Annotated in this window: 21 protein-coding genes and 2 riboswitches; of the genes, 15 read left to right on the forward strand and 6 right to left on the reverse strand. The window is 41.1% G+C overall.

All coding sequences use genetic code 11. The features are described from left to right. Positions 1–131 precede the first annotated feature (131 nt). The 7 genes from QNI29_RS02725 (at position 132) to mbcS (ending at position 6,472) form a co-directional block, all read left to right on the forward strand. The gene (locus tag QNI29_RS02725) at positions 132–509 is read left to right on the forward strand and encodes a hypothetical protein (protein WP_231419290.1); all 378 of its coding nucleotides are present in this window, start codon (positions 132–134) and stop codon (positions 507–509) included. A gap of 62 nt (positions 510–571) precedes the next feature. Beyond that, positions 572–1,012 carry an SRPBCC family protein gene (locus QNI29_RS02730; RefSeq protein ID WP_231419291.1) on the forward strand — a complete coding sequence of 147 codons (441 nt, stop codon included), beginning with the start codon at positions 572–574 and terminating at the stop codon, positions 1,010–1,012. Between the two features lie 262 nt (positions 1,013–1,274). Then, the gene (locus QNI29_RS02735) at positions 1,275–2,123 is read left to right on the forward strand and encodes a YitT family protein (RefSeq protein WP_231419292.1); all 849 of its coding nucleotides are present in this window, start codon (positions 1,275–1,277) and stop codon (positions 2,121–2,123) included. Between the two features lie 66 nt (positions 2,124–2,189). Next, positions 2,190–2,879, forward strand: a complete 690-nt coding sequence (locus tag QNI29_RS02740) for a GntR family transcriptional regulator (RefSeq protein ID WP_231419293.1) — start codon at positions 2,190–2,192, stop codon at positions 2,877–2,879. 163 nt (positions 2,880–3,042) lie between these two features. Then, entirely contained in the window at positions 3,043–3,792 is a 750-nt protein-coding gene (locus QNI29_RS02745; protein ID WP_284526756.1) for a YczE/YyaS/YitT family protein, read from the forward strand. A gap of 301 nt (positions 3,793–4,093) precedes the next feature. After that, entirely contained in the window at positions 4,094–4,732 is a 639-nt protein-coding gene (locus QNI29_RS02750; RefSeq protein WP_231419295.1) for a YczE/YyaS/YitT family protein, read from the forward strand. A gap of 156 nt (positions 4,733–4,888) precedes the next feature. After that, the gene (gene mbcS, locus QNI29_RS02755) at positions 4,889–6,472 is read left to right on the forward strand and encodes an acyl-CoA synthetase MbcS (protein WP_231419296.1); all 1,584 of its coding nucleotides are present in this window, start codon (positions 4,889–4,891) and stop codon (positions 6,470–6,472) included. 50 nt (positions 6,473–6,522) lie between these two features. Here the strand turns inward: mbcS and QNI29_RS02760 are convergent, their stop codons facing one another. Then, on the reverse strand, positions 6,523–7,074 hold the full coding sequence (locus QNI29_RS02760; protein WP_231419297.1) for a GNAT family N-acetyltransferase: 552 nt from the start codon (positions 7,072–7,074) through the stop codon (positions 6,523–6,525). A 134-nt stretch (positions 7,075–7,208) separates the two neighbouring features. Between QNI29_RS02760 and QNI29_RS02765 the strand changes: the two genes are divergently transcribed. Continuing rightward, complete coding sequence (locus QNI29_RS02765) at positions 7,209–8,546, forward strand: FAD-dependent oxidoreductase (protein WP_231419298.1); 1,338 nt, start codon at positions 7,209–7,211, stop codon at positions 8,544–8,546. Positions 8,547–8,552: 6 nt separating this feature from the next. Then, entirely contained in the window at positions 8,553–9,611 is a 1,059-nt protein-coding gene (locus QNI29_RS02770; RefSeq protein WP_231419299.1) for a class I SAM-dependent methyltransferase, read from the forward strand. A gap of 157 nt (positions 9,612–9,768) precedes the next feature. Here QNI29_RS02770 and QNI29_RS02775 read toward each other — a convergent pair whose 3' ends face one another. After that, positions 9,769–10,275: a cupin domain-containing protein gene (locus tag QNI29_RS02775; RefSeq protein WP_231419300.1), complete on the reverse strand. Its 507-nt coding sequence runs from the start codon at positions 10,273–10,275 to the stop codon at positions 9,769–9,771. A 139-nt stretch (positions 10,276–10,414) separates the two neighbouring features. Further along, a complete protein-coding gene (locus QNI29_RS02780) occupies positions 10,415–11,257 on the reverse strand; it encodes an STAS domain-containing protein (protein ID WP_231419301.1) in 843 nt (280 codons plus the stop codon). Positions 11,258–12,217: 960 nt separating this feature from the next. After that, a riboswitch (PreQ1 riboswitch) is annotated at positions 12,218–12,262 on the forward strand. A gap of 95 nt (positions 12,263–12,357) precedes the next feature. On the opposite strand from QNI29_RS02780, the gene queC reads away from it, so the two are divergent. The 3 genes from queC to queE are packed head-to-tail and all read left to right on the forward strand — an operon-like array spanning position 12,358 to position 14,212. Then, positions 12,358–13,023, forward strand: coding sequence for a 7-cyano-7-deazaguanine synthase QueC (queC, locus tag QNI29_RS02785; RefSeq protein ID WP_231419302.1), 666 nt, complete (start codon positions 12,358–12,360; stop codon positions 13,021–13,023). A gap of 5 nt (positions 13,024–13,028) precedes the next feature. Continuing rightward, the gene (gene queD, locus QNI29_RS02790) at positions 13,029–13,499 is read left to right on the forward strand and encodes a 6-carboxytetrahydropterin synthase QueD (RefSeq protein WP_231419375.1); all 471 of its coding nucleotides are present in this window, start codon (positions 13,029–13,031) and stop codon (positions 13,497–13,499) included. Then, entirely contained in the window at positions 13,496–14,212 is a 717-nt protein-coding gene (gene queE, locus QNI29_RS02795) for a 7-carboxy-7-deazaguanine synthase QueE (protein ID WP_231419303.1), read from the forward strand. The genes queD and queE overlap by 4 nt, the downstream gene beginning before the upstream one ends. A gap of 106 nt (positions 14,213–14,318) precedes the next feature. On the opposite strand, the gene QNI29_RS02800 is transcribed toward queE, so the two are convergent. Beyond that, positions 14,319–15,950 carry a BCCT family transporter gene (locus tag QNI29_RS02800; RefSeq protein ID WP_231419304.1) on the reverse strand — a complete coding sequence of 544 codons (1,632 nt, stop codon included), beginning with the start codon at positions 15,948–15,950 and terminating at the stop codon, positions 14,319–14,321. A gap of 378 nt (positions 15,951–16,328) precedes the next feature. On the opposite strand from QNI29_RS02800, the gene QNI29_RS02805 reads away from it, so the two are divergent. After that, positions 16,329–17,567, forward strand: coding sequence for an aminopeptidase (locus QNI29_RS02805; RefSeq protein ID WP_231419305.1), 1,239 nt, complete (start codon positions 16,329–16,331; stop codon positions 17,565–17,567). A gap of 124 nt (positions 17,568–17,691) precedes the next feature. Next, entirely contained in the window at positions 17,692–19,893 is a 2,202-nt protein-coding gene (locus QNI29_RS02810) for an ATP-dependent helicase (protein WP_231419306.1), read from the forward strand. An 85-nt stretch (positions 19,894–19,978) separates the two neighbouring features. Here the strand turns inward: QNI29_RS02810 and QNI29_RS02815 are convergent, their stop codons facing one another. After that, the gene (locus QNI29_RS02815; protein WP_231419307.1) at positions 19,979–21,184 is read right to left on the reverse strand and encodes a helix-turn-helix domain-containing protein; all 1,206 of its coding nucleotides are present in this window, start codon (positions 21,182–21,184) and stop codon (positions 19,979–19,981) included. Between the two features lie 426 nt (positions 21,185–21,610). Beyond that, complete coding sequence (locus tag QNI29_RS02820) at positions 21,611–22,912, reverse strand: NCS2 family permease (protein ID WP_231419376.1); 1,302 nt, start codon at positions 22,910–22,912, stop codon at positions 21,611–21,613. A 112-nt stretch (positions 22,913–23,024) separates the two neighbouring features. Continuing rightward, positions 23,025–23,126: riboswitch (purine riboswitch) on the reverse strand. Positions 23,127–23,378: 252 nt separating this feature from the next. Between QNI29_RS02820 and QNI29_RS02825 the strand changes: the two genes are divergently transcribed. Further along, positions 23,379–24,338 (forward strand): DUF2927 domain-containing protein, encoded by a 960-nt coding sequence (locus QNI29_RS02825; RefSeq protein ID WP_231419308.1) that lies wholly within the window; start codon positions 23,379–23,381, stop codon positions 24,336–24,338. Positions 24,339–24,351: the final 13 nt, after the last annotated feature.

A 24,351-nucleotide genomic window follows, 5' to 3' on the forward strand; every position in this document is an offset into this window, starting at 1 on the left:
CAAAATTTCTAGTATTTTCTTCTATTATAAGTCTAGCATACTTGTAAAATGAATCGTTCATTTGGACTAGTATAAAAGAAAGGAAGTGAGATATAATGGAAGAGAGGCTACATTTAGGAGGGGAAGAAACTATGGAAAGAGCGAAACGCTTCGTCGTTGTACAAACCCCTGATTGCTTTTTTATATTGTCGAGCTATGATTATCAAGGACTCCAGAAGGTTTGGGGATATGTTGATGTTGTAGCAGCCTTTCCTACAAGGAAGCAGGCCCGGAGGTATATAGAGAAGCGAATGCAGCAAGGAAATATTCAATTGGATACACAAGGCTATGCTGTCTATCGCGATGAGTCAGGCCAATTAAAGTACATCGATCTTGAAGCTGTTCAAGGTTTGAGACAACGCTTTGGATGGTTCCCAATAGAAGGTAAATTTTCAACAGAAAAGGAAGCGCTTTCTTATATTATCCACACCCAATCTACGAATCCACCCTCATTGCCACACACTTCCTAGATTACAAACCCTCCCCATTTGATATAATAGAGGAACTAGAACGTTTGGGGAGGAGACTAATTGTGAGTGCTTTTACAGATGAAGTTGTAATTGAACGCCCGTGTGAAGAGGTTTTTTCTTTTACGACGGACCCTGACCATTTTAAAGATATGATGCCAAATGTCGTGGAGGCCCAAAAGGTTACAGAAGGCGAGTTTGGCATTGGGACTAAAATAAGTGAAACAAGGGAAATCAGAGGTAGAAAAGTCACCTCGACTATTGAAGTAATTGATTTCGTACCCAATGAGCGCTACTCTGTGCGAAGTGCCCTTGAAGGGTTAGAAACGATTTACCATTATGCCTTTCATAGCCAGGGAGATTCAGAAACGAAGGTTACATTCGAGTGTGAACTTAAAGCTTCTACGTTAAAGATGAAAATGATCAAGCCGATGTTTAAGAAGACTCTTCAAAAAGAAGATGGGGATCATCTCCAACTTATTAAACGCGCGCTAGAAGATAAATAAAGCAGGATGTTCAAAGAAGGCTTAGAGCAAAGTGGCTCTAAGCCTTTTTTATGTGTGTATTAAGTTCTTTATAATTGTTAGAAAATTAGTTTAAGTAAACGCTTTCTAACGCCTTTGTATCAGCGGATGGAGCTGTCTGTAGATTTTTTGTAAAAAGTTATATTTATCTGTTTACACCGTCTTATTTGCGTCTTATAATTTCAGATTGTACTACAATTTTGGTCGACAATACGAAAACAATTTGAAGTAAAGGAAGATGCGTATGTTCAAAAAAGTCCTTTCTTTTTTAATTATCAATCTGGGTGTATTTTGTTTAGCGGTAAATGTTCACTTTTTCCTATCTCCTAACAACCTGGCAACAGGCGGGGTAAGTGGTCTTTCAATCGTTCTTCACAATATTTATCCAGATATTTCTCTTGGACTTGTTATGTTAATTTTAAACGTTTTTTGTTTCATATTAGGGTTCATCTTTATCGGATTTAACTTCGGGGCGAAAACGATCTATACAAGCTTTGCAGTATCTTTTATGGTTTGGGCTTTAGAGGAACTAGCGCCTTTAAGTCAGCCGTTATCTGATGATATTCTAATTCAACTTATTATTGGTCAAATGATTGCAGCCGCTGGTATTGCAATGGTCTTTCACCAGGGAGCGTCTACTGGTGGTACGGATATTGTTGCTATGATTATTAATAAATTCTTCTCCTTAGAACTTGGGAAAGCTGTATTACTATCTGATATTGCGATTGCCACGTCATCTGTATTCCTATTTGGACCACAAATTGGGCTTTATGCTTTCTTTGGTGTCATTCTGAATGGAATTGTGATCGACTACGCACTACAGCAATTCGATAATAATAAAGAGATTGTCATCATTAGTCGTGAGAGTGAACGCGTTCAAGAATTTATAGTAAATGAACTTGGAAAAGGGGCCACGATTCATACAGCGAAAGGTGCCTTTACACAAGACTCAAAAGAAGTAATTACAACAATTCTGAAGCGTAAGGATTATACGCGTCTCAAAAAATATATTGCAGAAATTGATCATACAGCGTTTATTACGGTTCATTCCATGAATGAAATTATTGGAGAGAACTTCAAACGCTTAGCGTAAGAGAGAAATGGACACGGAATAAACTTGTCACAAAAGAACTTGTTTATAAAGGATGTATCAGTCACCATGAGTGAGAAAAAATCAATGATCGATCACGTTCATCAATCGCTGAAAGAAGCCATTCTTTACAGAAGGATTGCTCCTGGAACGCAGCTCGTTGAAAAGACGATTGCTGAGCAACTGAGTGTCTCGAGAACGCCGATTCGCCATGCCATGATTCGCTTGGAGCAAGAAGGTCTTGTCACCATTGTGCCAAACCGCGGGGCTTTTGTCGTTCAACCTAACGTTGAGGAAATTAAACAAGCCTTTGTTATGAGGAAAGAATTAGAGAGCACAGCAGCGCGCTTAGCAATCGATTTCGTAACGGATGAAGATCTTAAAGCCATGAAGGATTTAATCTCTGAAGAGAAAGAAACGTATGAGCGTGTAGACATTTTACACTATATTAACGTCAATAAATCTTTTCATATGTATTTGGCGCAAAAAACCAGGAACAGCTTTTTGCAAGAATATATGGAACGAATTCTTGACCAAATGAACGTGTATCTAGTTTTGTTTGACGGATTCTATGATCGGGATTCTTCTATAGAGGGGAATACTCGTATTATTGAACACGAGCATATTATAGAAGCGCTCGACAACCGGGACCTTGACCGTCTGTTGTATTTAATTGATCGCCATATGGAATTTAGCTTGGAATCTATGAACTTACAGAAGACAACTTATCGTTCCTTAGAGAACGTTCTTAAAGACTGATCAGTTGGGTGGTTTATCATCACAACGATCAGTCTTTTTTAGTGTAGGTTTAATATTTAGGTCGAAATTATACTTATCTAAAAATTATGAAATATATCGAGGAACATCAATATAAAAAAGATAACGTTTACATTTCCCTTTATCATAGAAATTTAAACTATTTTTGGCAAAAAATCTAGTAAATTCATTGACTCTAGAAGTGGTAGATTTTACAATTATCAATGGTTTAAAAATAAAGGTCATCTTAGCCATCGGAACTAAGAAAGGGGACCCTTCATTGTCATATAGAATTACGGTTTATCTAATTGGGATGTTTGTTAATTTCTTTGGTGTAGCCTTGATTGTTAATGCAGCATTAGGAGCTGGGTTTTGGGCTTCTTTCTTTATAGGTCTTTCTGATTTATTTGGATTTACGGTCGGAACTTGGACCGGGATCTTTCAATTCTTAATTATCTTTTTAAATGCTTGGCTTGTAAGACAAGCTCCAGAATATAAAGCGATTATTCCAGTCGTATTAGAGAGTTTAATATTAGATTTCTGGTTAGAAGTCGTTTTCTCTAACTTTAATTTTGCAACTGCACCATATGCCGTACAGATCGTCATGTTAATCGCTGGCGTCATCTTTTGTGGACTCGGTGTTGCGATCTATATCCTGCCTGAATTTCCGCGTGGACCAATGAATCAATTGTTCCTTGCCATTGGAAAACGTTTTAATGTAAGTCTTGGAACAGGGCAAACGATCGTAGCTGTTATTGTAACGATTAGCGCGTATCTGATTGGAGGTCCCGTTGGCATTGGGACGTTAGCGAATATGCTATTCCTTGGCCCTGGTATTCAGTTCTGGTACACGCATGCTTATCCGGTTTATTATAGGTTACATCCTCAATATCAAGATGAACTTGAATTAGTATAGATGAAAAAGAACCTGAGAGCTTCCTTCTCTATGGTAGAGAAGGAAGCACCCTCAGGTTCTTTTTTATTTTGAAGTTGTTCCTTTTCGTATATAGATAACGGAAACGAAGTGGGAGTTTAAGAGTTCCTGAGGAAAGGTTGATGTCTCTTTCATGGTAAGTGTTAGTTTGTTAAAAATCGTTAATAAATAACTGATGCACACGTATTGACCAGTGGTTTTAGCGGGTGTAGAATGTTTTCAGGATTTTTGATTGGCCCTAGAGCTTAGTAAAAGATTACATCAAAGAAAGGGGGAAATCGTCATGTTATACAGAGTAACGGTTTACCTTCTTGGAATGTTTGTCAATTTCTTTGGTGTAGCATTAATTATTAATGCCACACTTGGCGCAGGTTTCTGGACTTCTTTTTTCATTGGGATGTCTGACCTGTTCGGTTTTACGGTAGGTACGTGGTATGCTATCTTTCAATTTCTTATTATCTTTTTAAATGGATGGCTAGTTAAACAAGCACCTGAATTTCGGGCAGTGATTCCCGTTTTACTAGAAGGATTCATTCTAGACTTCTGGCTTGAGATCGTATTTGGACATTTAGATTTCGCAGCAGCTCCGTTTCTGTTGCAAGTGATCATGCTCATATCAGGCGTTCTGATTACAGGGCTTGGTGTGGCGATCTACATTGTGCCCGAATTCCCGCGTGCACCAGTGGATCAGCTCTTCTTAACTGTAAGTCATCGTTTTAACCTAAGCTTACGTATGGGGCAAACGGTCGTAGCTGTTGTAATGGCTACTAGTGCATTTCTAATCGGAGGTCCAGTTGGTCTTGGGACGTTAGCTGGCATCCTCTTCTTAGGCCCAGCTATTCAATTCTGGTATATGAGGACCTATCCGATGTATTATCGCTTTCACCCTAGCTATCAAGATGAGGTTGAACTCATTTCATAATAGGCACGAGGTTCTTTGCTTCTATTAGTAGAAGAAAGACCTCGTGCTTTTTTATGTTTAGTAGAGGAGAAGGAAGAGCAGAAGGATCACTCTTCCTTAATTGTTAGAAAATTTGGTATAATGAAGGTGATTGATTTGCTGAAAGGGGATGTCAGGATGAAACGTGAGGATCTTATTGCTCCAGAACAGTATAATGTTGTTAGTGAAGTAGAACGATTTGCTAAAGACCCGAATCATACAGCCCTTCACTGGGAAGATGATTCAGGGAATGCTCGTGAGATTACGTATCGGAAATTGAGTAAACGTGCAAGTAAAATTGGTAACGCTTTCTTGGAGCAGGGCCTTAAGAAAGGAGATAAAGTGCTCGTTATGGTGCCTCGGCTCATTGAAGCGTATGAAGTTTATCTTGGTGCTTTAAAAGCTGGACTAGTGGTTATACCAAGTTCAGAAATGCTTCGGGCAAAAGATCTGCAGTATCGAATTAGACATGGCGAGGCAAAGGCCGTTGTTAGCTATTATCCTTATGTCGATCAATTTGCTGATGTAGATGTTATTGATCAAGTTACTAAATTTGTTGTCGGTCATGAAGCTGAAGGATGGCTTTATTTAGATTACTTAATGGACCAAGAGAATGATGAGCTTGAGTTAGCCCCTACTGCTAGGGATGATATGGCTTTTCTTTCTTATACATCAGGAACAACGGGTAACCCTAAAGGAGTTGTCCATACTCATGGATGGGGGTACGCTCACCTTCGCACAGCTGCTTATAAGTGGCTGGCCATTGAGGAAGGTGATAAGGTTTGGGCAACAGCGGGACCTGGTTGGCAGAAGTGGATATGGAGTCCGTTTTTATCTGTACTAGGGACTGGTGCAACCGGGTTTGTATACCAAGGAAAGTTCGATCCAAAGCGCTACCTGACCCTATTGGACAACCACAACATTAATGTATTGTGTTGTACGCCAACAGAATATCGATTGATGGCCAAACAAGATGGATTAGACCAGTATGATCTTTCGCATTTACATAGTGCAGTATCTGCTGGTGAGCCTTTAAACCGCGAAGTTATCGACATCTTCCAAAATCATTTTGGGGTTACGGTACGAGATGGCTATGGGCAGACGGAGAACACACTCTTAGTCGGTATCCTTAAAGGAATGGAAGTCAAACCTGGGTCTATGGGGAAACCGACCCCTGGTAATGAGGTAGCGATCATTGATGAAGAAGGGAATCCTCTAGGTGCTGGGGAGATAGGTGATATTGCTGTTCATTTGAATACACCTGCTTTATTTAAAGAATATTATAAAGATCCTGAGCGTACGAAGATGTCCTATCGAGGAGATTATTATCTTACGGGAGATCAGGCTAGCATGGATGAGGATGGCTATTTCTGGTTTGAGGGCCGTAGTGATGATATTATTATCAGTTCTGGTTACACAATCGGACCATTTGAGGTTGAGGACGCTCTTGTGAAGCACCCATCGGTTCAGGAATGTGCGGTTGTGGCGAGTCCTGATGAAATCAGAGGGAATATTGTGAAAGCATTCGTGGTGCTGAAACCAAATATAGAGGTTAATCATGAAGAACTGACTCAAGAGCTTCAGCAACATGTTAAAGATCATACAGCCCCATACAAGTATCCGAGGAAAATTGAGTATCTTGATGAGTTACCAAAGACCACATCGGGTAAAATTCGTCGAGTTGAACTTCGGAATCAAGAGAAGCAGTCTGAACGCGCCTAGTATCAGAAGACAAAACGAAAGACTGGTCATCAAGTGTGATGACCAGTCTTTTATGATTGCATGAGTTTATACTCTTCTTTTAACAAACTGTATACCACATGGTCAACGTAGCGGTCATTGACCCATTCACATTGCCGGATCGTTCCTTCTTTCGTAAAGCCGAGGCGTTCAGGTATGGCCTGGCTCTTTTTGTTACGCTTGGCACACCGAATTTCTACACGATTGAACCCGCGTGTTTCAAATAAATAGTGCAAATAAGTGGTGGCGGCTTTCGTGACGATCCCTTTCCCTTGGAAGTTTTCGCCTAACCAGTAACCGATGCTTGTCTTCTTATTCTGATGGTCCAGTTCATGGACGCCAATAACGCCGGCTAACTCTCCTTTATAATAAATCCCTGTTTCAAACCCTTTATTATCCGCAAATTTCTGCATCGTACTTTCTATAAAACGTTTTGTATCTTCAGGCTTCTCTGTAACATCGACCCAGGGCAGCCATTTACGCAAATGTCTGCGATTGGAATTAACTAAACGAAATAAACGGTCTATATCAGTGACGTCTAGTAATTTTAAATGTAGCTCTTTATTTATTTGATAGATAAACATCGTCTGATCCTCCTCTTGTTGAAGGTTACCAAATATTCTACCAAAAGTTTCGCCAAAACGATACAAGAGGGGGAAGCGTTAGAATGTTTCATCCATTCTGGCGAGTGGAATAGATTAACAATCGATTAAAGGGGATGGGAGGGAAAATCATCGATACCGAGGTTTTAGTGAATGGTGGAGGTGTTGGGGGACTAGCACTTGCCGTCAAATTAGCTAGCCGGGGTGTTCAGGTTACAGTTGTGGAACAGCTAAAGGCCGAATCCCCTCAATATAAGGGGGAGTTGTTGCAGCCTAAAACATTAGCGATCCTGGAGGACTTGGAGATAATTGACCGCGTATTAGCGAATGGCCACTCCTTCTCTTCCTTAGAATTTATTGAGTTAGAGAGGCAAATCTCTGAACCTCCCAGGAAAGTCGGAGAATCGTGTATGGATTATGAATCCTTAGCGACTCCGTATAATTACGCTCTAATGATTCCTCATGAGACCTTAAAAGCCATATTGCTTGATAAATTAAAGCAATATGAGGGGAGCTTCCGGTACATCCAGCCCGCCCGTTTTACCGGATTTAAAGATGGTAAAGCGCTCATACGCCACACCAAAGATCAATCTATTGAACCCATACATGCGAGATTTTACATAGGAGCAGAAGGACGCAATTCTCCGACACGGAATGCGATGGGACTTAAAGCGAATAATCGAACGTACAATCATCATTTCCTTACGGTGACGATTCCGAGACCCGCTGATTTCACAACAGGTAAGATTGTTACAACCAATCACCGATTCCTGGGGTTGTTTCCGCTACCTGACAACAAGATTAGAACCGTTTTCCTTATTAAAGCAGGGACTTACAAGAGTATGAAGGAAGAAGGGATTGAGTACTTTCACCGGGCTTACGAGGAATTGTGTCCGGAGCTTGGTGAACATGTTGCTTCCCTTGAAAGTTGGAAGGACATTCAATTAATGATCCCTACGATGTATCATGTGAATCGATATGTAGTTGAAAACTTAGCTTTAATTGGGGATGCGGCCCACGCTGTACATCCTATGGCTGGGGAGGGGATGAACCTGGCCATTCAAGATGCAGATGTGCTTGGAGAACTCATTGCATGGATGAAACGGAAGGGTCATTTCGATAATCGTCTATTAAAATGGTATGAAGAAGTTCGGATGCCAAGAGCCAAATTCTTATTAGGATTAAGTCACTTGTCGGCGTTAGCTTATTCTTTTCCTTACCCGTGGTGGAGGAGAATTCGAATTAAAAGTATTGAACAAATGGAACAAGATCCAGCCCTCCATGTTAAGCAAATGCTAAACATCTCAGGGCTTGGTCGATGGGATAATACTGTACTGGATCGGCTCATTCAAATTGGAGCTTTTCCTAAGAGGAAACACACTGTCTCAAGGTCAAAACAGCTGCAATACTTTTTTGAACGTACTGAAGATTATCCATGGGAGAAAGAGGAGTGAAGGGATATGAACATTGTCCAAACGGCATTAAAGGCAAGGAACTGGATGAAGCGAAATGAATCTTTTTTACCTACATGGCATGCGTACGTAGGGTATGAGCTTGATTTATTTAAAACGTTTCGGAACCCGAAGACAGTAGATGAAGTCGCGCAGGAAACAGGTTACAGTCAAGATCTGCTCCAATGTTGGGTGGATGTAGGCGCGTCGATTAAACATCTACGAAAACGCCCAAGAGGAAGGTATCGTACGTCAAAGCACCATTGTGGTGAATTCCTTGAAGAGGATTCAAGGGGAGTAGGTGCCCTGTTGAAAGAAATGATGGAACTCCATATCCCAACCCTTCTTTCTTATCCGGAGTACATGAGATCGAATGAACGTGCTGTATTTAATCATGAGAAGTTTGGTGATGTAGTAGCTGAAACATCTACATTATTAGAACATTTCGCTATTCGCCGAATCAAAAAGATGATGAAGGATCAAGAGGTTCAAACCGTCATCGATCTCGGGTGTGGTCACGGAGGATATTTGCGTAAGTTAGCTAAAGATTTCCCGGAAGTAAGAATGATAGGTGTCGATGTAAACGAACAGGTCGTTGAGTCTGCACAAAAAGCTTCCGAAGGATATGAGAATATTGAATTTATCGTAGCGGATGCGAGTGACTGGCGTCCTGAAGAAGGTCAGGAAGCTGACTTAATCTTATTACACAATGTCTTTCACTACTTAGCTCCGGTGGAACGAGAGGAACTATTAAGCAATTTATCGACCTGGCTTTCTGAAGATGGACGCATTTCAGTTATTACACCAGTGAATGAAGCAGCGCAAGGACAAGCATTCTCAAGTGCCTTTAACAGCTTCTTTACAGCCCATTCGAATTTATATGCTCTCCCGTCTTCTGAAGATATTGAAGAGCTTGCCGAAACATCTGGGCTTACCTTATCCGCCTATAATTCGATCATTAAAGAAGGTGGCTGGTACGCGTTTTGGCTTATGCCACAAACGGAACCGAAATCAGAAATGCATCCAGACCGGGAAACGGAGACTCTTATTGCATCAGGGAAATACTGATCTACATATGTAGATCAGTATTTTTATGGGAACGTATGAAGAGGGGCTGAGTTAGGGAAGGGGCTTGAGAAGAGAAACTATTTCTTTGGCAAGATATAAATAAGAAGAGGCTGTCCTGGCGTTGGGGCAGCCTCTTCTTATATGTATCGTGCTAGGATTACTCGCTCCAGAATGGTAAGAACACAAGGTCGTCTCCGAACACGGGATCTGTGGAAGGGAGGGGGACCTCTTTAATATTGTGTAACACTTCAGGTCTTTCTTTCGAATCTCCAGTTCGCATATCTTTAAACTGGCCGTCTGGATAGGCTCCTACGACAAGGAAATCCTTTGAACCGTGCAATTGCTTGTGGCCAACGCCTGCTGGGATAATTAGTACATCACCTGGGGTTACTTCTAATTTTCGACCACATTGCCCTCCAAATTGGATTGTAGCTTCGCCGCTTAACACTCCGAGAACTTCATGAGCCGTACTGTGATAATGATGATGGGTGAAGACCGAACCAATCCACGTGCTATGCCAACCTTTTTGTAAAAAGATCTCGTCCATTTGGTCAATATATTCATTGAGCACTCCTGGATACACAAGAAGCGGCAAAGTGTTATTCGGGATTTCTCCATCGTCTTCGAAGTAGTAGGTTTTAACTTGATCAGAAAATGCATGCATAAGACTTTCCTCCTATATCCAATTCCTTACATAGTTACCCTCGCCTAGTTATAATTAAACCATAAAATATGAAGAAAAAGGAAAATAAAAGCAAAAAAAGACTCAAGCATCATTATACCTGAGTCTTTAGGTTCTGTAGTTAGTGTCTGTTTTGGAAGAAGGAGATCTCGTCCAGTGCATGATATAAGGTGCTCTTAATCGGAACGTTTGAGAAATGGATACCGAGCTGAATAGCCACTTGAGCAACTCTTGGATTCATTCCACAAATTACTGATTTTACCCCTAATAAATCGAGTGACTGAATGAGCTGATATAAATGGTGAGCAACAAGTGTGTCAATGTTCTGGACACCAGACATATCCAGGAAGAGCGTTTCGTATGGATGCTGATTGCATTGGGCTAGAGTATGTTCTTGTATATGCTTGGTGCGTTCAGGATCTAAATCACCGATAAGAGGGATGATCGCTTCTTGGTCTGTAATAGGGATAACGGGTGCGCTTAATTCATTAATCAGTTGTTGTTGAGTATGGATTTGGCGAATGCTCGTTTCGTAATAATGTTTGGAAAATTGATAGATGACATAGTCTTGCGCATTATTACACATTTGTCCGATGTCCATCGCTTGGTCAAGGGAAAGGTCACTTTCTATGGCAAAGCCTTTCACATAGTCCCATAGAACTTTCCGGAAATTTGAGAACTGCTCCAATACTTGGTGAATCGGAACTTGCTCCCCTGCTCGTTTCTCTGATATACGTTCTGCCCAATCTTTCAATTCAAGGTTTGGGTCTGTCTTTTCTGAAATGAAAACTTTAGATAACGATTGAATCAATTCAAAGTTTTCCTCTCTTAACTGTTCTGTACTTGCTGAACTCTTTGAAGAATAGTAGGAAGTAACATCTTCTCCTCTCATATATAGCCATTGGTCTGTAATTTCATTTGTATGACGTTTTATGTAATCATGAAGTTCATGATATAAATTCATTTGGCTTCCACCTCCACCTTAAATGTGCTTATTCCATCATATCGGACCAAAAAGGGGAATGAAAACAATAACTAGTAATTTCTTATAATTCTTGTTTGGATTATTGAGAAAATAAAAACATCTTGATTTCCGAGTATTTTATGTTGCTGAAAGCATTTTCAACTTGGTACATTGGTATAGGTCAAACGCCATTGACCACCTTTTACCCATAAAAAAGCCGTCAAACGCCCCCCTTTCGTTGTCGTCGATTGCGCCAGGTTAAAACGATATCCTTTGGCTTATTGAACTCCGTGTCCCACAAATGTTTAACCGGTTAAGATAGAAAGGTTTGGCGGCTTTTTTCCCTTTGTGCAATTGGAGATTCTTTTACCCCGTGTGCATTGTAAAAAGACTCCTAAATTGTAAAAACCACTCCCATAAGAGAAAGCTAGCACCTTGGAAACGAGCTGCTAGCTTTCTTTTTTTATGCCTTCAGAGAATGTTTCCGTTAGCGATAGCCTGAGCGGAAGGTGGTTCGGGAAATCACTCGCTTTCCGCGGCCCCACACGAGGTGGGGTCGTTCGACGTTGTCACAGGACGTGACGGTCTTAGTCGAACTTCATTATTCCCTTAAAAGCCTCCTCGTTCGCTTCGCTCTCTGTGGGGTCTCCCCTAGGCTCCTTCTGCCGCAGGAGTCTCGCAATTTCCCGAACCACCTTTGCTATATTTAGAGAAAACGGAAACACGTCATATGAAGCATATCTGCCACTTCCGTTCACTCTGAAGACATTGGGCCGTTTATAAAAATTATAGCTAGGGGTGTCTCGGGAACGAGGAGGCTCGACAGCTCGCCAGGGGCCCAGACATTTCAACCACTCATCAAACATGACGGCCTCTACTGAAAGAAAGCATCTTACGTTTTGGGGTGGGGTGTGTTACAATCGTTAAAGATAAAATTGAATGTAAATCTGCACAGGTGATGCAGGAGAGGTTCTAGCTACACCCTCTATAAAAAACTAAGGATCGAACTATACCTTCCTTAGGTATGGTTTTTTTATTTAGTTCGGAAAGAAGTATGGGTGTGTAGAATTCTCTTTTTCTATTGAAAGGAGAATTTTTTTATGGATAAAAAGAAAGCTTTAGTCGTATTTAGTGGAGGGCAAGATAGTACAACTTGTTTGTTCTGGGCGATGAAGCATTTTGATGAAGTGGAAGCGGTGACGTTTGATTATAACCAGCGTCACGATGAAGAAATAGAAGTGGCTAAAGAAATCGCGGAAGATCTTGGGGTGAAGCATACGATTCTTGATATGTCTTTATTGAGTCAATTAGCTCCGAATGCTCTAACGCGTGATGATATTGAAGTGAAAGATGGGGAGAATGGAGATTTGCCATCTACATTTGTGCCGGGACGTAATCTATTATTCTTATCATTTGCATCTATAATGGGGAAACAGATCGGTGCTCAGCATATTGTTACAGGGGTATGCGAGACGGACTTTAGTGGATATCCGGATTGCCGTGATGTATTCATAAAGTCGCTTAATGTGACGCTTAACCTGTCGATGGATGATCAGTTTGTGGTTCATACGCCACTTATGTGGTTAGATAAAGCCCAGACGTGGGGACTAGCGGATGATTTAGATGCTTTAACTTATGTAAAGGAACGGACGTTAACGTGTTACCACGGGGTGCGAGGTTCAGGTTGTGGGGAGTGCCCATCTTGTAAATTGCGCCAAAACGGCTTAGACACCTATATGAAACAAAAAGAAGGAGCGAACGCATAATGGCTATGGATCAATATGGATTTCGCATCGTAGAAGATTTACAAAAAATTGACCAGGATATTAAGCGTAGTGACCTTAAGTATCATAAGAAACGCGTTATGGTAAGTAAAGAGTTTACGTTTGATGCTGCTCACCACTTACATTGTTATGAAGGGAAGTGTAAGAACCTTCATGGACACACGTATCGCGTCGTGTTTGGAATTAGTGGGTATACGGATGAAATCGGAATTGTAATGGACTTTGGGGATATTAAGCAAATTTGGAAAGAACAAATTGAAGTTCATCTGGACCATCGCTATATTAACGAAACCCTTCCTTTAATGAACACCACAGCTGAGAATATGGTGGTGTGGATTTATGAGAAGATGGCAGGAGCCATCCCTCAGGATGAACAATCCCTTCGCGTGGAGTTTGTGAAGCTTTATGAAACGCCAACTAGCTTTGCAGAGGCAAGAAGGGAGTGGATGGAGCTTTGAGTAAGCTTCCAGTTCTAGAGGTATTTGGACCGACCATCCAAGGGGAAGGGATGGTTGTTGGGCGAAAGACCATGTTTGTTAGGACAGCTGGGTGTGATTACAGTTGTGCTTGGTGCGACTCAGCGTTTACTTGGGATGGAAGTGCGAAAGAGGACATTCGTCTATTAACGGCGGATGAAATCTTTGAAGAGCTACGAGATGTTGGTGGTGATGCTTTTGATCACGTTACAATCTCTGGCGGAAATCCTGGGTTGTTGAAACATATGGGTACCCTTGTTGATCTCTTGCATGAGAATGGGTGTGAAGTGGCCCTTGAGACGCAGGGGAGCAAGTGGCAAGACTGGTTCAAGAATATTGATGACTTAACGATCTCGCCTAAACCTCCAAGTTCCTTGATGAAGACGGATTGGCATAAACTTGATGAAATTATTGCGGAGCTTAACCCGCTTACGACGAGCTTAAAAGTGGTCGTGTTTGATAAAGAAGATTTGGAATATGCCAAAGGAATCCATAAGCGCTACCCGAACATTCCGTTCTTTGTACAAGTAGGGAATGATGATACAGAAGAAGTGGACGATACGAAGTTGATGCATCATTTACTTGGTAAATATGAATGGCTTATTGACCAGGTGATGGCTTCAACTGAATTGAACCGCGTGCGCGTCCTTCCGCAAGTTCATGCGCTCTTATGGGGTAATAGAAGAGGTGTATAGGTTGTAGAAAGCCGTATTCCAGTGAAGGGATACGGCTTTTTTTGATGAAGAAAAAAGCTGCTCCTGTTTATCAGGAGCAGCTTTTCTTTCTATATTAATAGGGGGGTTAACTTACTTGAGAGTCTTCTTGTTCTTGCTCTTTTTGAAGACGTTTCTTACGTTTTAAGCGTCGTTTGATTTGTTTAGAATCTAAGTTAATCGTTTTTGGTTGATAGTCATCAGAGGCTACGATATCTTCGGTCGAAGCTTTCATAAATGACCAGGCCAACATCACCATGATGAATAGTAATGGTGTTCCGCCAACGATACTGGCTGTTTGCAATGTGCCTAATCCGCCTAGAATCATTAACGTTAATGGAAGTAAGCAAAGAGCAAATGCCCAGAATAGGCGGTTCCAGCGTAGTGGCTCATCTTCAACGTAATTCTGTACAACAGAAGCCAGGATATACGAACTGGAGTCAAATGTTGTGGCTAGGAAGATAATAGCCAATACGGTGAAGGTTGCAATCATAATTGGAGCCATTGGAAGCTGAGCAATAACGCTAATAATGGCAGCCGGTGCCCCTTGAGTATTTAAAACATTAATAACATCAAACTGACCTGTTAGTTGCATGTACATTCCGAAGTTTCCGATTATCCCGAAGAATAAGATGCTTCCAAGCGTGCCGTATAACATTGTTCCAAGAACCATCTGTTTAATTGTACGACCTCGGGAAATTCTGGCGATAAAGAGTCCTACGAACGGTGCATAAACAAGCCACCAAGCCCAGTAGAAGACTGTCCAGGATTCAGGGAAGTTCGTTTCAGCAAATGTGCTTAGACCAGCAAACGATTCTGTCCACGTACTCATGCGGAAGAAGTTATCTGCTAATAATCCAAGACTATTAAACGTTGTTTCAGAGATAAATTTAGTTGGTCCGAAAATAAATACAAAAGCAAGTAAGAAAAGTGATAACCATAAGTTCACATCACTTAGAACTTTAATCCCTTTTTTCAATCCGGAGTATGCACTAATGGCAAAGATAACTGTACAAACTAACAGTATACCCACTTTTAGTTTAAGTGTAACTTCAATTCCAGTAAGGCTTGAAATACCTTGTGCGATCATTGGTGTACCAAGCGCAAGGGTTGTCCCAGCACCGCCCATTAAACCGAACATGAATAGAACATCAATAATCGTACCAAGTGGCCCGTCTGCTCGTTTCCCGATAACAGGGCGACAAGCTTCACTGATCTTTAATACTGGCTTTTTACGAACATAATAGAAATAAGCAATAGGTAAAGCAGGTAATGTATAAATGGCCCAAGCGATTGGTCCCCAGTGGAAGATGCCGTATACGCTTGCCCATTGAATCGCTTCCTGTGTGCCACCTTCAGCGGCGAATGGGGGAGATTGGTAGTAATAAGCCCATTCAATTGTACCCCAGTATAGAATACTAGAACCGATACCGGCACAGAAAAGCATGGCTGCCCAGGAGAAGTTACTAAATTCTTGTTTTTCACCTTTGTCTCCTAGTTTTACTTGACCGTTTTTACTAAATGCGACATAGAGGAGGAATAAGAAAATGCCGAGGCCAACAATCATGAAGACAACCCCGAAGTTAGTGGTAATGAAATCTTGGGTTTTGTCCACAACTACTTGACCTTTTTGAGGAAATAAAATGAGTGGAATGGTAACTGCTAATAGTAGGAATAATGCCCCTGCAAATGTGGGCCAATCCATTATTTTTTTATTCATCTAATCGTCCTTTCTTTAAAGTACATAGTTAATCATAATAGATTACTAACTTTTTGTACAGAACAAATTGTACAATCTATTCAAATAATCCAAAAAGAACGAGATGATCAAACTGGACAAACTTACCGTTATTGTTGGGTTGAAGAAGGATTTAGATTTGTCGAAAAAAATATAAAAAAACCGATTTCTTTCGACATTTATCGGGTAAATGACTACGTTGTTGGTTTGCGTTTCTTAAATATATGTTTTTACAAAATATAGTGTTATGTAAGATGTTGCAAAAGTAGAAAGAGGTAGGGATATTGTTACAAAAAGAGCTGCAAATTTGATATGCTTATGAGTAGTCAAACAATTCATAACCTTTAAAGGAGGGCTTATATGCCTACAAATGAACAGTTAGAAAAGTATGCGGAATTAGCCATACATAAAGGGGTAAACTTACAGAAAGATCAAATTCTTATGTTGAATGCTCCTGTTGATGGTGCTGATTTTGCGCGAATTGTAGCTAAGAAAGCGTATGAAGCTGGTGCTAAAGATGTTCACATCAATTGGGCTGATGACGTCTTGCAACGCCTTTATTTCGAACATGCGTCACAAGATGTTCTAGAAACAGTACCTCAATGGAAAGTAGATCAATATGACTACTTTGCAGAAAATGGTGCTGCAGTATTGTCTATTCGTTCAACGGATCCTGATAACCTGAATGGGATTGATTCTTCTCGAATTGCGGCTGCTAGTAAAGCAAGCGGAGAAGCGATGAAGAACTTTAGAAAGTACACGATGAATGACAAGATCACTTGGTCAATTGTCGCCATACCTAATCCAGAATGGGCTAAAAAGGTGTTTCCTGATGTACCAGAACAAGAAGCAGTTTCTAAGCTTTGGGACCAGATCTTTACGATTACGCGTGTAGACCAAGAGGATCCTTTAAAAGCGTGGGATGAACACAACGAAACGTTAGGGAAAGCACGTGATTATCTTAATAAAAAGCAATTTAAAAAGCTTATTTATAAATCACCGGGGACGGATCTTGAGGTAGAACTACCAGAGGGGCATATCTGGAAGGGTGGCGCTTCTAAGTCTGAGCAAGGCATTTCGTTCAACGCTAATATGCCTACCGAAGAAGTGTTTACCCTGCCTCACAAATATGGTGTAAACGGAACTGTGACAAGCACAAAGCCTCTTAGCTACGGTGGAAATTTAATAGAAAACTTCTCATTAACTTTTAAAGATGGGAAAGTGGTCGATTTCACTGCTGAACAAGGGTATAGCACGCTAGAACAGTTGTTGAATATGGATGAAGGAGCTCGTCACTTAGGAGAGCTTGCAATTGTCCCTCATCAGTCGCCGATTTCTCAAAGCGGTGTTATCTTCTATAATACATTGTACGATGAGAATGCTTCCTGCCACCTTGCGTTAGGGAAAGCTTACCCTAGCAGTATTGAAGGGGGAGCGAAAATGGACGACAATCAGCTTGATGAAAATGGTGTTAACAACAGTCTCGTTCACGTCGACTTTATGATGGGATCCGGTGAACTAGATATTGATGGAATTACATCAACTGGTGAAACAGAACCTGTTTTCCGTAATGGAAACTGGGCATTTGATTTTTCGTAACCTATTCAAAAGGAGAGCTCTACTAGAGCTCTCCTTTTTTTGATTACAAGCTCCATTATTCTTTTTGGCATCGGTGGTTTCTCTTTTCCAATGGTTAAAGTAGAGAGAAGTTTGGTATAATGGTGTGCAAACAAACGTTCTGTGCGGAGGTATCGATATGGAAGTGGATGGAATCTTTAATGGGCTGAACGAACAGCAGCAAAAGGCGGTTACGACTACTGAAGGTGCTGTAAGAGTTATAGCTGGAGCTGGTTCTGGGAAGACGAGGACTCTTACAAATCGGTATGCCTATTTAGTGAGTGAATTAGGGCTTGAGCCCTCTAATTTGCTTTGTGTCACATTTACGAACAAAGCAGCACAAGAAATGAGAAGAAGAGTGAAGAAGTTAGTCGGAGGAGAACGTGATACGGGGTATATTAGTACGTATCATGGCTTTTGTGTACGTATATTGCGGGAAGACATTCACCATCTATTTTACCCGAAACAATTTCTTATTCTGGATACGGAAGATCAAAAGTCGATCTTAAGAGAAATCTACGAAGAGCTTGGCTTAAAAGTGAATGATCATAAGTTTGCTAGGATCTTAAAAAAGATTGGTGAGATGAAAGCAGATACTGGCTATGTCTTTGACCTGATATCAAGAGAGAAAACACTGGACCCAGAACGGGTAGAGGATCTGGACCGTAAAATTATTCTGTCCTACTTAAAGAAACAAAAGAAGGTATATGGCCTTGATTTCGATGATCTTCTAAATTTCACACTCGTTCTTTTCGGTGAGTACCCGCGTGTATTGGAGAAGTGGCAGGAAAGACTCTACTATATTCAAGTTGATGAATTTCAAGATAGCAGTCCGAAACAATTCGAACTGATTCGGCTACTCAGTAAAGGACATCAAAATGTATTTGTGGTTGGCGACCCAGACCAAACCATTTATGAATGGCGAGGTGCGGATCCGAAATTTATGGTGAATTTCGATCAGTGGTTTCCTCAGTGTCAAACGATTGTGTTAAACGAGAATTATCGTTCCACTCCGCAAATATTAAATGTTGGCAATGCCCTTATTAAGCAAAATAAGCTGAGAGTAGATAAAGATATGGTTACAGAGAACCCTGATGGCGTGAATGTCATTCATTATCATGGGAAGTCTGAGCAAGAAGAAGCGAAATGGATCGTTTCACGTATACAAATGCTACAGAAGGAACATGGAGCTTCGTTAAATGATGTGGCTATTTTATATCGCGCCAATTACTTGTCTCGATTTGTGGAACAAGAACTCATTCATGAAAACATGGAGTACAGCATTTTCGGAGGGTTTAAATTCTTTGAGAGGAAAGAAATTAAGGATGCCCTTGCCCACCTCAGATTGTTGGCATTTGAAGATGACTTGTCATTTATGAGGGTTATTAATACACCAAGACGTCAGATGGGGAAGAAACGCATTGCTTTTTTAAGGGAGCGTGCTGAACAAGAAGGGGCTTCGCTTTATCAAACGCTTTGCAATCATATCGAGGATCCGGTCTTTAATCGAACAAAAGCCAAGGAATTCATTGAAGCGATTGAAGCAATGAAAGTAAAACGTCATGAACTTTCCGTTTCAGATTTGTTGCAGGATACGCTGCAGGCAACGGGGTATGAAGCTTTGATTCGGGAAGACGGAGATCATGAGAGGTTAGATAATCTGATGGAATTGAAGCATTCGGTTGTGCAGTATGAAGAGGGGATGGGTGAACAAATCTCGCTTGAATACTATTTACAAATGCTTACGCTTTATACGGAGAATGATCGAGAGGATGAGCGGGAAGCCGTCAAATTGATGACCATTCATACTTCAAAGGGGTTAGAGTATCCCTATGTATTCTTAGTTGGGTTTAATGATCGGATCTTGCCCAATGAGCGTTCTCTCAGAGATCGGAAAGAGTACGCGCTTGAAGAAGAGAGGCGCCTAGCTTATGTAGCAATGACAAGGGCAGAGCGGGAACTTTACTTAACGGAATCTGAGGGAGGAAACGGACGGGGCGAAAAGAAATACCCCTCTCGTTTTCTGTTTGAACTTGATGAAAGACTATATGAGCGTATTGGGTTTATTGAAAAAGAATTTGAGAAAGAAGCGAAAGAAGTTATACGAATGAACGCTCAACTCGATCAGACCCATACCTCTGAAGCTGATTTTAAGGAAGGACAGGTTGTAGAGCACCCTGTGTTTGGGATGGGAACGATAGAAGAAGTTGATGAGCGAAAAAGGATGTATAAAATCTACTTTGAAGAAATGGAGGTTACACGCCCCATTAGTTGGAATTTCAAGCGATTAAGAGGATTGAATAAATAAGAAAACGAGGCTCTACAGAGCCTCGTTTTCTTATTTTCTAGTCATGTATAGCTTGTGTATGCTTGGGCGCCTTGCGCTATTGTTCTTAACTTCGATTTTGTTTTCGGTATTCGCTTGGAGAAGTTCCTTCATACTTCTTGAAGATACGTGAAAAATGAGACGCACTCTTATACCCGAATTGTTCGGCGACAGAAAGAATAGAACCATTTTGTTTAAGTAATGCTTTTTTTACTTCTTTCATCTTTTGGCGATGAATGTACTGCTGAAGAGACAGGCCTACTTCCCTTTTAAAGAGGGAAGAAAGATGCTCTGATCGGACCCCTAACTCTTTTGCCATCTTCTCGATCGTGATGGGTTTATGAAGGTTAGCCTGAACTTTTTCAAGGCATGCTTGCATGAGCGGGGAGTGTCCTTCTTTTTCTTGTTTTTGAATTTTAGACAAATAATCGTGGACCATAATCTTCTCTAAATGAAGAAGGTCTTCAATTCGATCCTTTTGCTCGATTTCATGCATGTAATAATAAGAAATGGATAAGGACTCGGTTTCATCCATGCCAACGTCAATGGCCGTGCGAGCTACTAACGTAACCGTTGCAATCAATCGATTCTTATAAGATCGCAGTATATTTTCCTTGCCATAAGCAGGAGTTGGATAGTATTTAGCGTGACTCAGTTCATCAATAGCGGATGGGTCTCCATTTCGCAGTTTGTGTAGGAATTTCTTCTCTAACTGATACGAACGCGCTAAGAATTGTCCATCTTCTTTGGTCGTTTCTCTTTTCTTTGGAATAAAGGTGAATTGATCAAACGTTTGATCAATAACGGGTGTAGTCCAATCATTCGCCAATAATGCGAGCAAGATCTGCCCGTAGTAAAGGACTTGTTTCGTATGAACCACAGGAAGCTCTTTGTAATAAGCGAGTACCTTTCTTGAAACATAGATCGATTCTCTTTGTTTTTGAAAAGCCTTTTGAATGTCTTGGTTGTTTAAGTCCTCGTATAGAAAGGGACCTATACAGAAATAACCTGTAGGAATCGAGGCAAATGACTCGGTGTTAATGGCTAAAAAGTGGCGGTGGAATGGGTCCGTAATGTGATGGATACGGCCTTTTTGCTTCATTTTTTCTTGGATAAGCTTTCTTTCCTCTTGTTGTAGACGCTCTAATGGTGTTGGGATCTCTCCCAATGAAGTTTTATTCTGTGTATCGTACTCGAAGAAATAGACGGGTACTCTAGTCGAATAATGAAAGGTGAACAGAGCGCGTAGGGAGCTATCTGTTTTCATCTCCATTACTATAATCTCCTTTTATTGTAGTCTATTCGTTTACATATAATAGCATTAAATTGCAAAGATGTATAAGGAATATGTGTTTTTTGTACAATTTTTTTAGGAGGTTGGGTCCGTTATGTTGATTGAGCGGTTGGGCTTGCTCGGGGACAACTCGCTTTCCTGCGGGGAGCTGGGAAGCCTCCTCGTTCGCTATCGCTCTCTGTGGGGTCTTCCCTAGGCTCCTTACCCCGCGGGAGTCTCGCAGTCCCCGAGCAAGCCCTGGCTGTAAGAAGAGGAACGGACCTGCCATCAGCTTCTGAAAGGAGGGGGGCGTTCATCCATACACTCCAACAAAGCTAAGGGTAAGGATCCAAAGTTTTCATATAAAAGTGGACTGTGACAAAAAAATCCCCCTTGCGACCGGAGAGGTGCAAGGGGGATTTTTTGTTAAGCGCTATAGATTAAATACGGGATAAATAGGATGAATAGGACGTACATCATGGGATGCATGTCTTTGTGTTGTTTGGATGCAATCATCGTAATAGGGTACAGGATAAAACCAAGTGCGATTCCTGTGGCTACACTACTTGTGAATGGCATCATCAGAATTGTGATAAAGGATGGGATCGCGATTTCTAGGCGATTCCATTCAATGGCTTTGGCTTCTGTTGCCATCATGGCACCTACAATGATAAGAGCTGGTGCTGTAAGGGTGATCGGTACGATTGAGAGTACAGGTTCAAAGAATATGGCGATGGCAAAACAGATGCTCATAATGACTGATGTGAAGCCTGTACGTCCTCCTGCTCCGATACCGGCTGAGGATTCAACCATGGAAGCTGTTGTTGATGTTCCAAGTACGGCACCTACCATAGAAGCTGTACTGTCTGATAGTAAAGCACGACCAGCATTTGGTACTTTATTGTCTTTCATTAAGCCAGCTTGAGAAGCAATGGCGATCAGCGTACCAGCTGTATCAAAGAAGGCCACAAATAGGAATGTGAAGATAACAGGTAACACGGCCGGTGAAAGGGCGTTCGCTATATTGTCAGGTTGAAGGGCTACGCCTAGCGTTGGCTCAAGGCTTGGAATGCCACCAATAATAGCTTCAGGCTTTTCAATCATTCCTGTTACTAAACCGACAACGGTCGTAATGATAATTCCATAGAAGATGGCGCCTTTCCAACCGTATACGAGCATGATAATCGTAATAATAAATCCAAAAACAGCTAGAAGCGTGCTCGCATCTGTTAAATCTCCGAATGCCACAATGGTGTCTGGATTGCTAACGATTAAGTTAGAATTCTTTAAACCAATAAAAGCAATGAAAAAGCCAATTCCTGCAGATACGGCGTGCTTTAAGTTTTTAGGAATGGCGTTAATGATTTTCTCTCGAATTTTCAACAAGCTTAAAATCGTAAATAAAATTGCAGCGATGAATACGCCTGTAATTGCTGTTTCCCACGGGATGCCCATTGTGTTTACAACGGCAAATGTGAAGAAAGAGTTAAGCCCCATACTCGGCGCAATTCCGATTGGGTAGTTGGCAATCAGGCCAATCATAAGTGTACCGAATATAATCGTTAAGGCTGTAGCGGTAAACACAGCACCTTTATCCATGCCAGCTTGGCTTAAGATCGCTGGATTTACGATTAGAATATAAGCAAGCGCAAGAAAAGTTGTCATCCCAGCGATGGTTTCTTGTCTGAAGTTGGTTTCTCGTTCTCTGAACTGAAAGAACTCTTGTATGCGGTTCATAGTTGATCCTCCCTTTATGCATTAAAAAAAGCCTCGGATAGGGTACTCTACCGAAGCTTACGTTCTACAAAGGGATCGCGTATCAAACCCTGAAATAGGTGAATGGATAAACGAAATCCCTTGTAGCCTAGCTATTTACGGTAGCTTAGTAGATACGTTCGAGCCCTATTCTCGAACTTATACAAGGAAATGAAGTGAAGTGTAGTGTATAATTTCATTTAATTGATGGCTTTATCGCCACTTAAGCAACTTTAGCAGTATAGGGTAGTACCGTCAATACTCTTATTATTTTCGAAAAATTAAGTGTTTAAACAACAAGAAATAAGTTAAATGAATAATTTTCCTTTACGAATGAGACAGGAGATAAGAAAATAGGAGATGAATGTGTTTCCAGTGGTTCCAATTAATAGAATAGATGATAAAATGGTAGAAAATAGAAGAGTAAGGGAGGGGTCCTATGGCGAAGCGCTGGATCCTATTGGTGGTTATGGTAATAGGCTTTGTGCATATTAAACCCGCACTCGTTCATGCGGATGATCCGTTACTTGTATCACCTCGTAAAGAGTGGAGGATTGTCTTTAATACACCGCTTGATAGTGGGACAGTTTCGGAAGATTCGGTATACATAACAAGGTCAAGTGATGGAGAACGTATGAAGGTGCAAGTCAGTTTAAGCGATAATAAGAGAAAAGTCTTCGTTACACCACTTGTTCCCTATAAGTCTGACGAAACGTATACGCTTCACGTTTCAAGTTCAATCACTTCTTTGCAAGGAGTAGCCATGAAAGCTCCTCAGACATTAGATTTTCAGGCGAAGGAAGGGATGAAGTATACAGATCAATCGATTGAATACTTCCAGGAAATTGCATTCGGTGCCGAGTTTAACTCCGACGCCCTCCCCATTCGTAAATGGGAGATTAATCCACGTATTCAAGTTCATGGATCGCCTACAGATGAAGATATGAATGCGGTGAAATCTACCATTGAAGATGTGAATACCCTTCAATCTGCTATTGATGTAAAGCTCGTAGATAAAGATGCGAATATCAATATTTACTATGTTCCGATTGAGGAGTTTGGAAATTACGTGGACAACCCTCGTGAGGGGAATTGGGGATTGTTTTATTACTCCTGGGAAGCGGGGTATAAAATTACGAATGCGACGATCCTCATCTCAACAGACAAGCCATCTCAAGAGGGGAAGAGCCACTTAGTTCGTGAAGAAATTACCCAATCTCTAGGATTACCTAGAGATTCATATAGCTATCCTGACAGTATATTCTTCCAGGATTACACCACTACTCAAGGGTTTACGGATCTTGATGCCACCCTTATTCAAATGCTTTATGAAGATGAAGTTGAGCCGGGTATGGCACCTGACGAGGCGATTGATATTTTAATTAGTTTAAAGCCCTGAATGGACATTCTAT

Source organism: Pontibacillus chungwhensis (genome assembly GCF_030166655.1).
Taxonomy (GTDB): Bacteria; Bacillota; Bacilli; order Bacillales; family BH030062; genus Pontibacillus.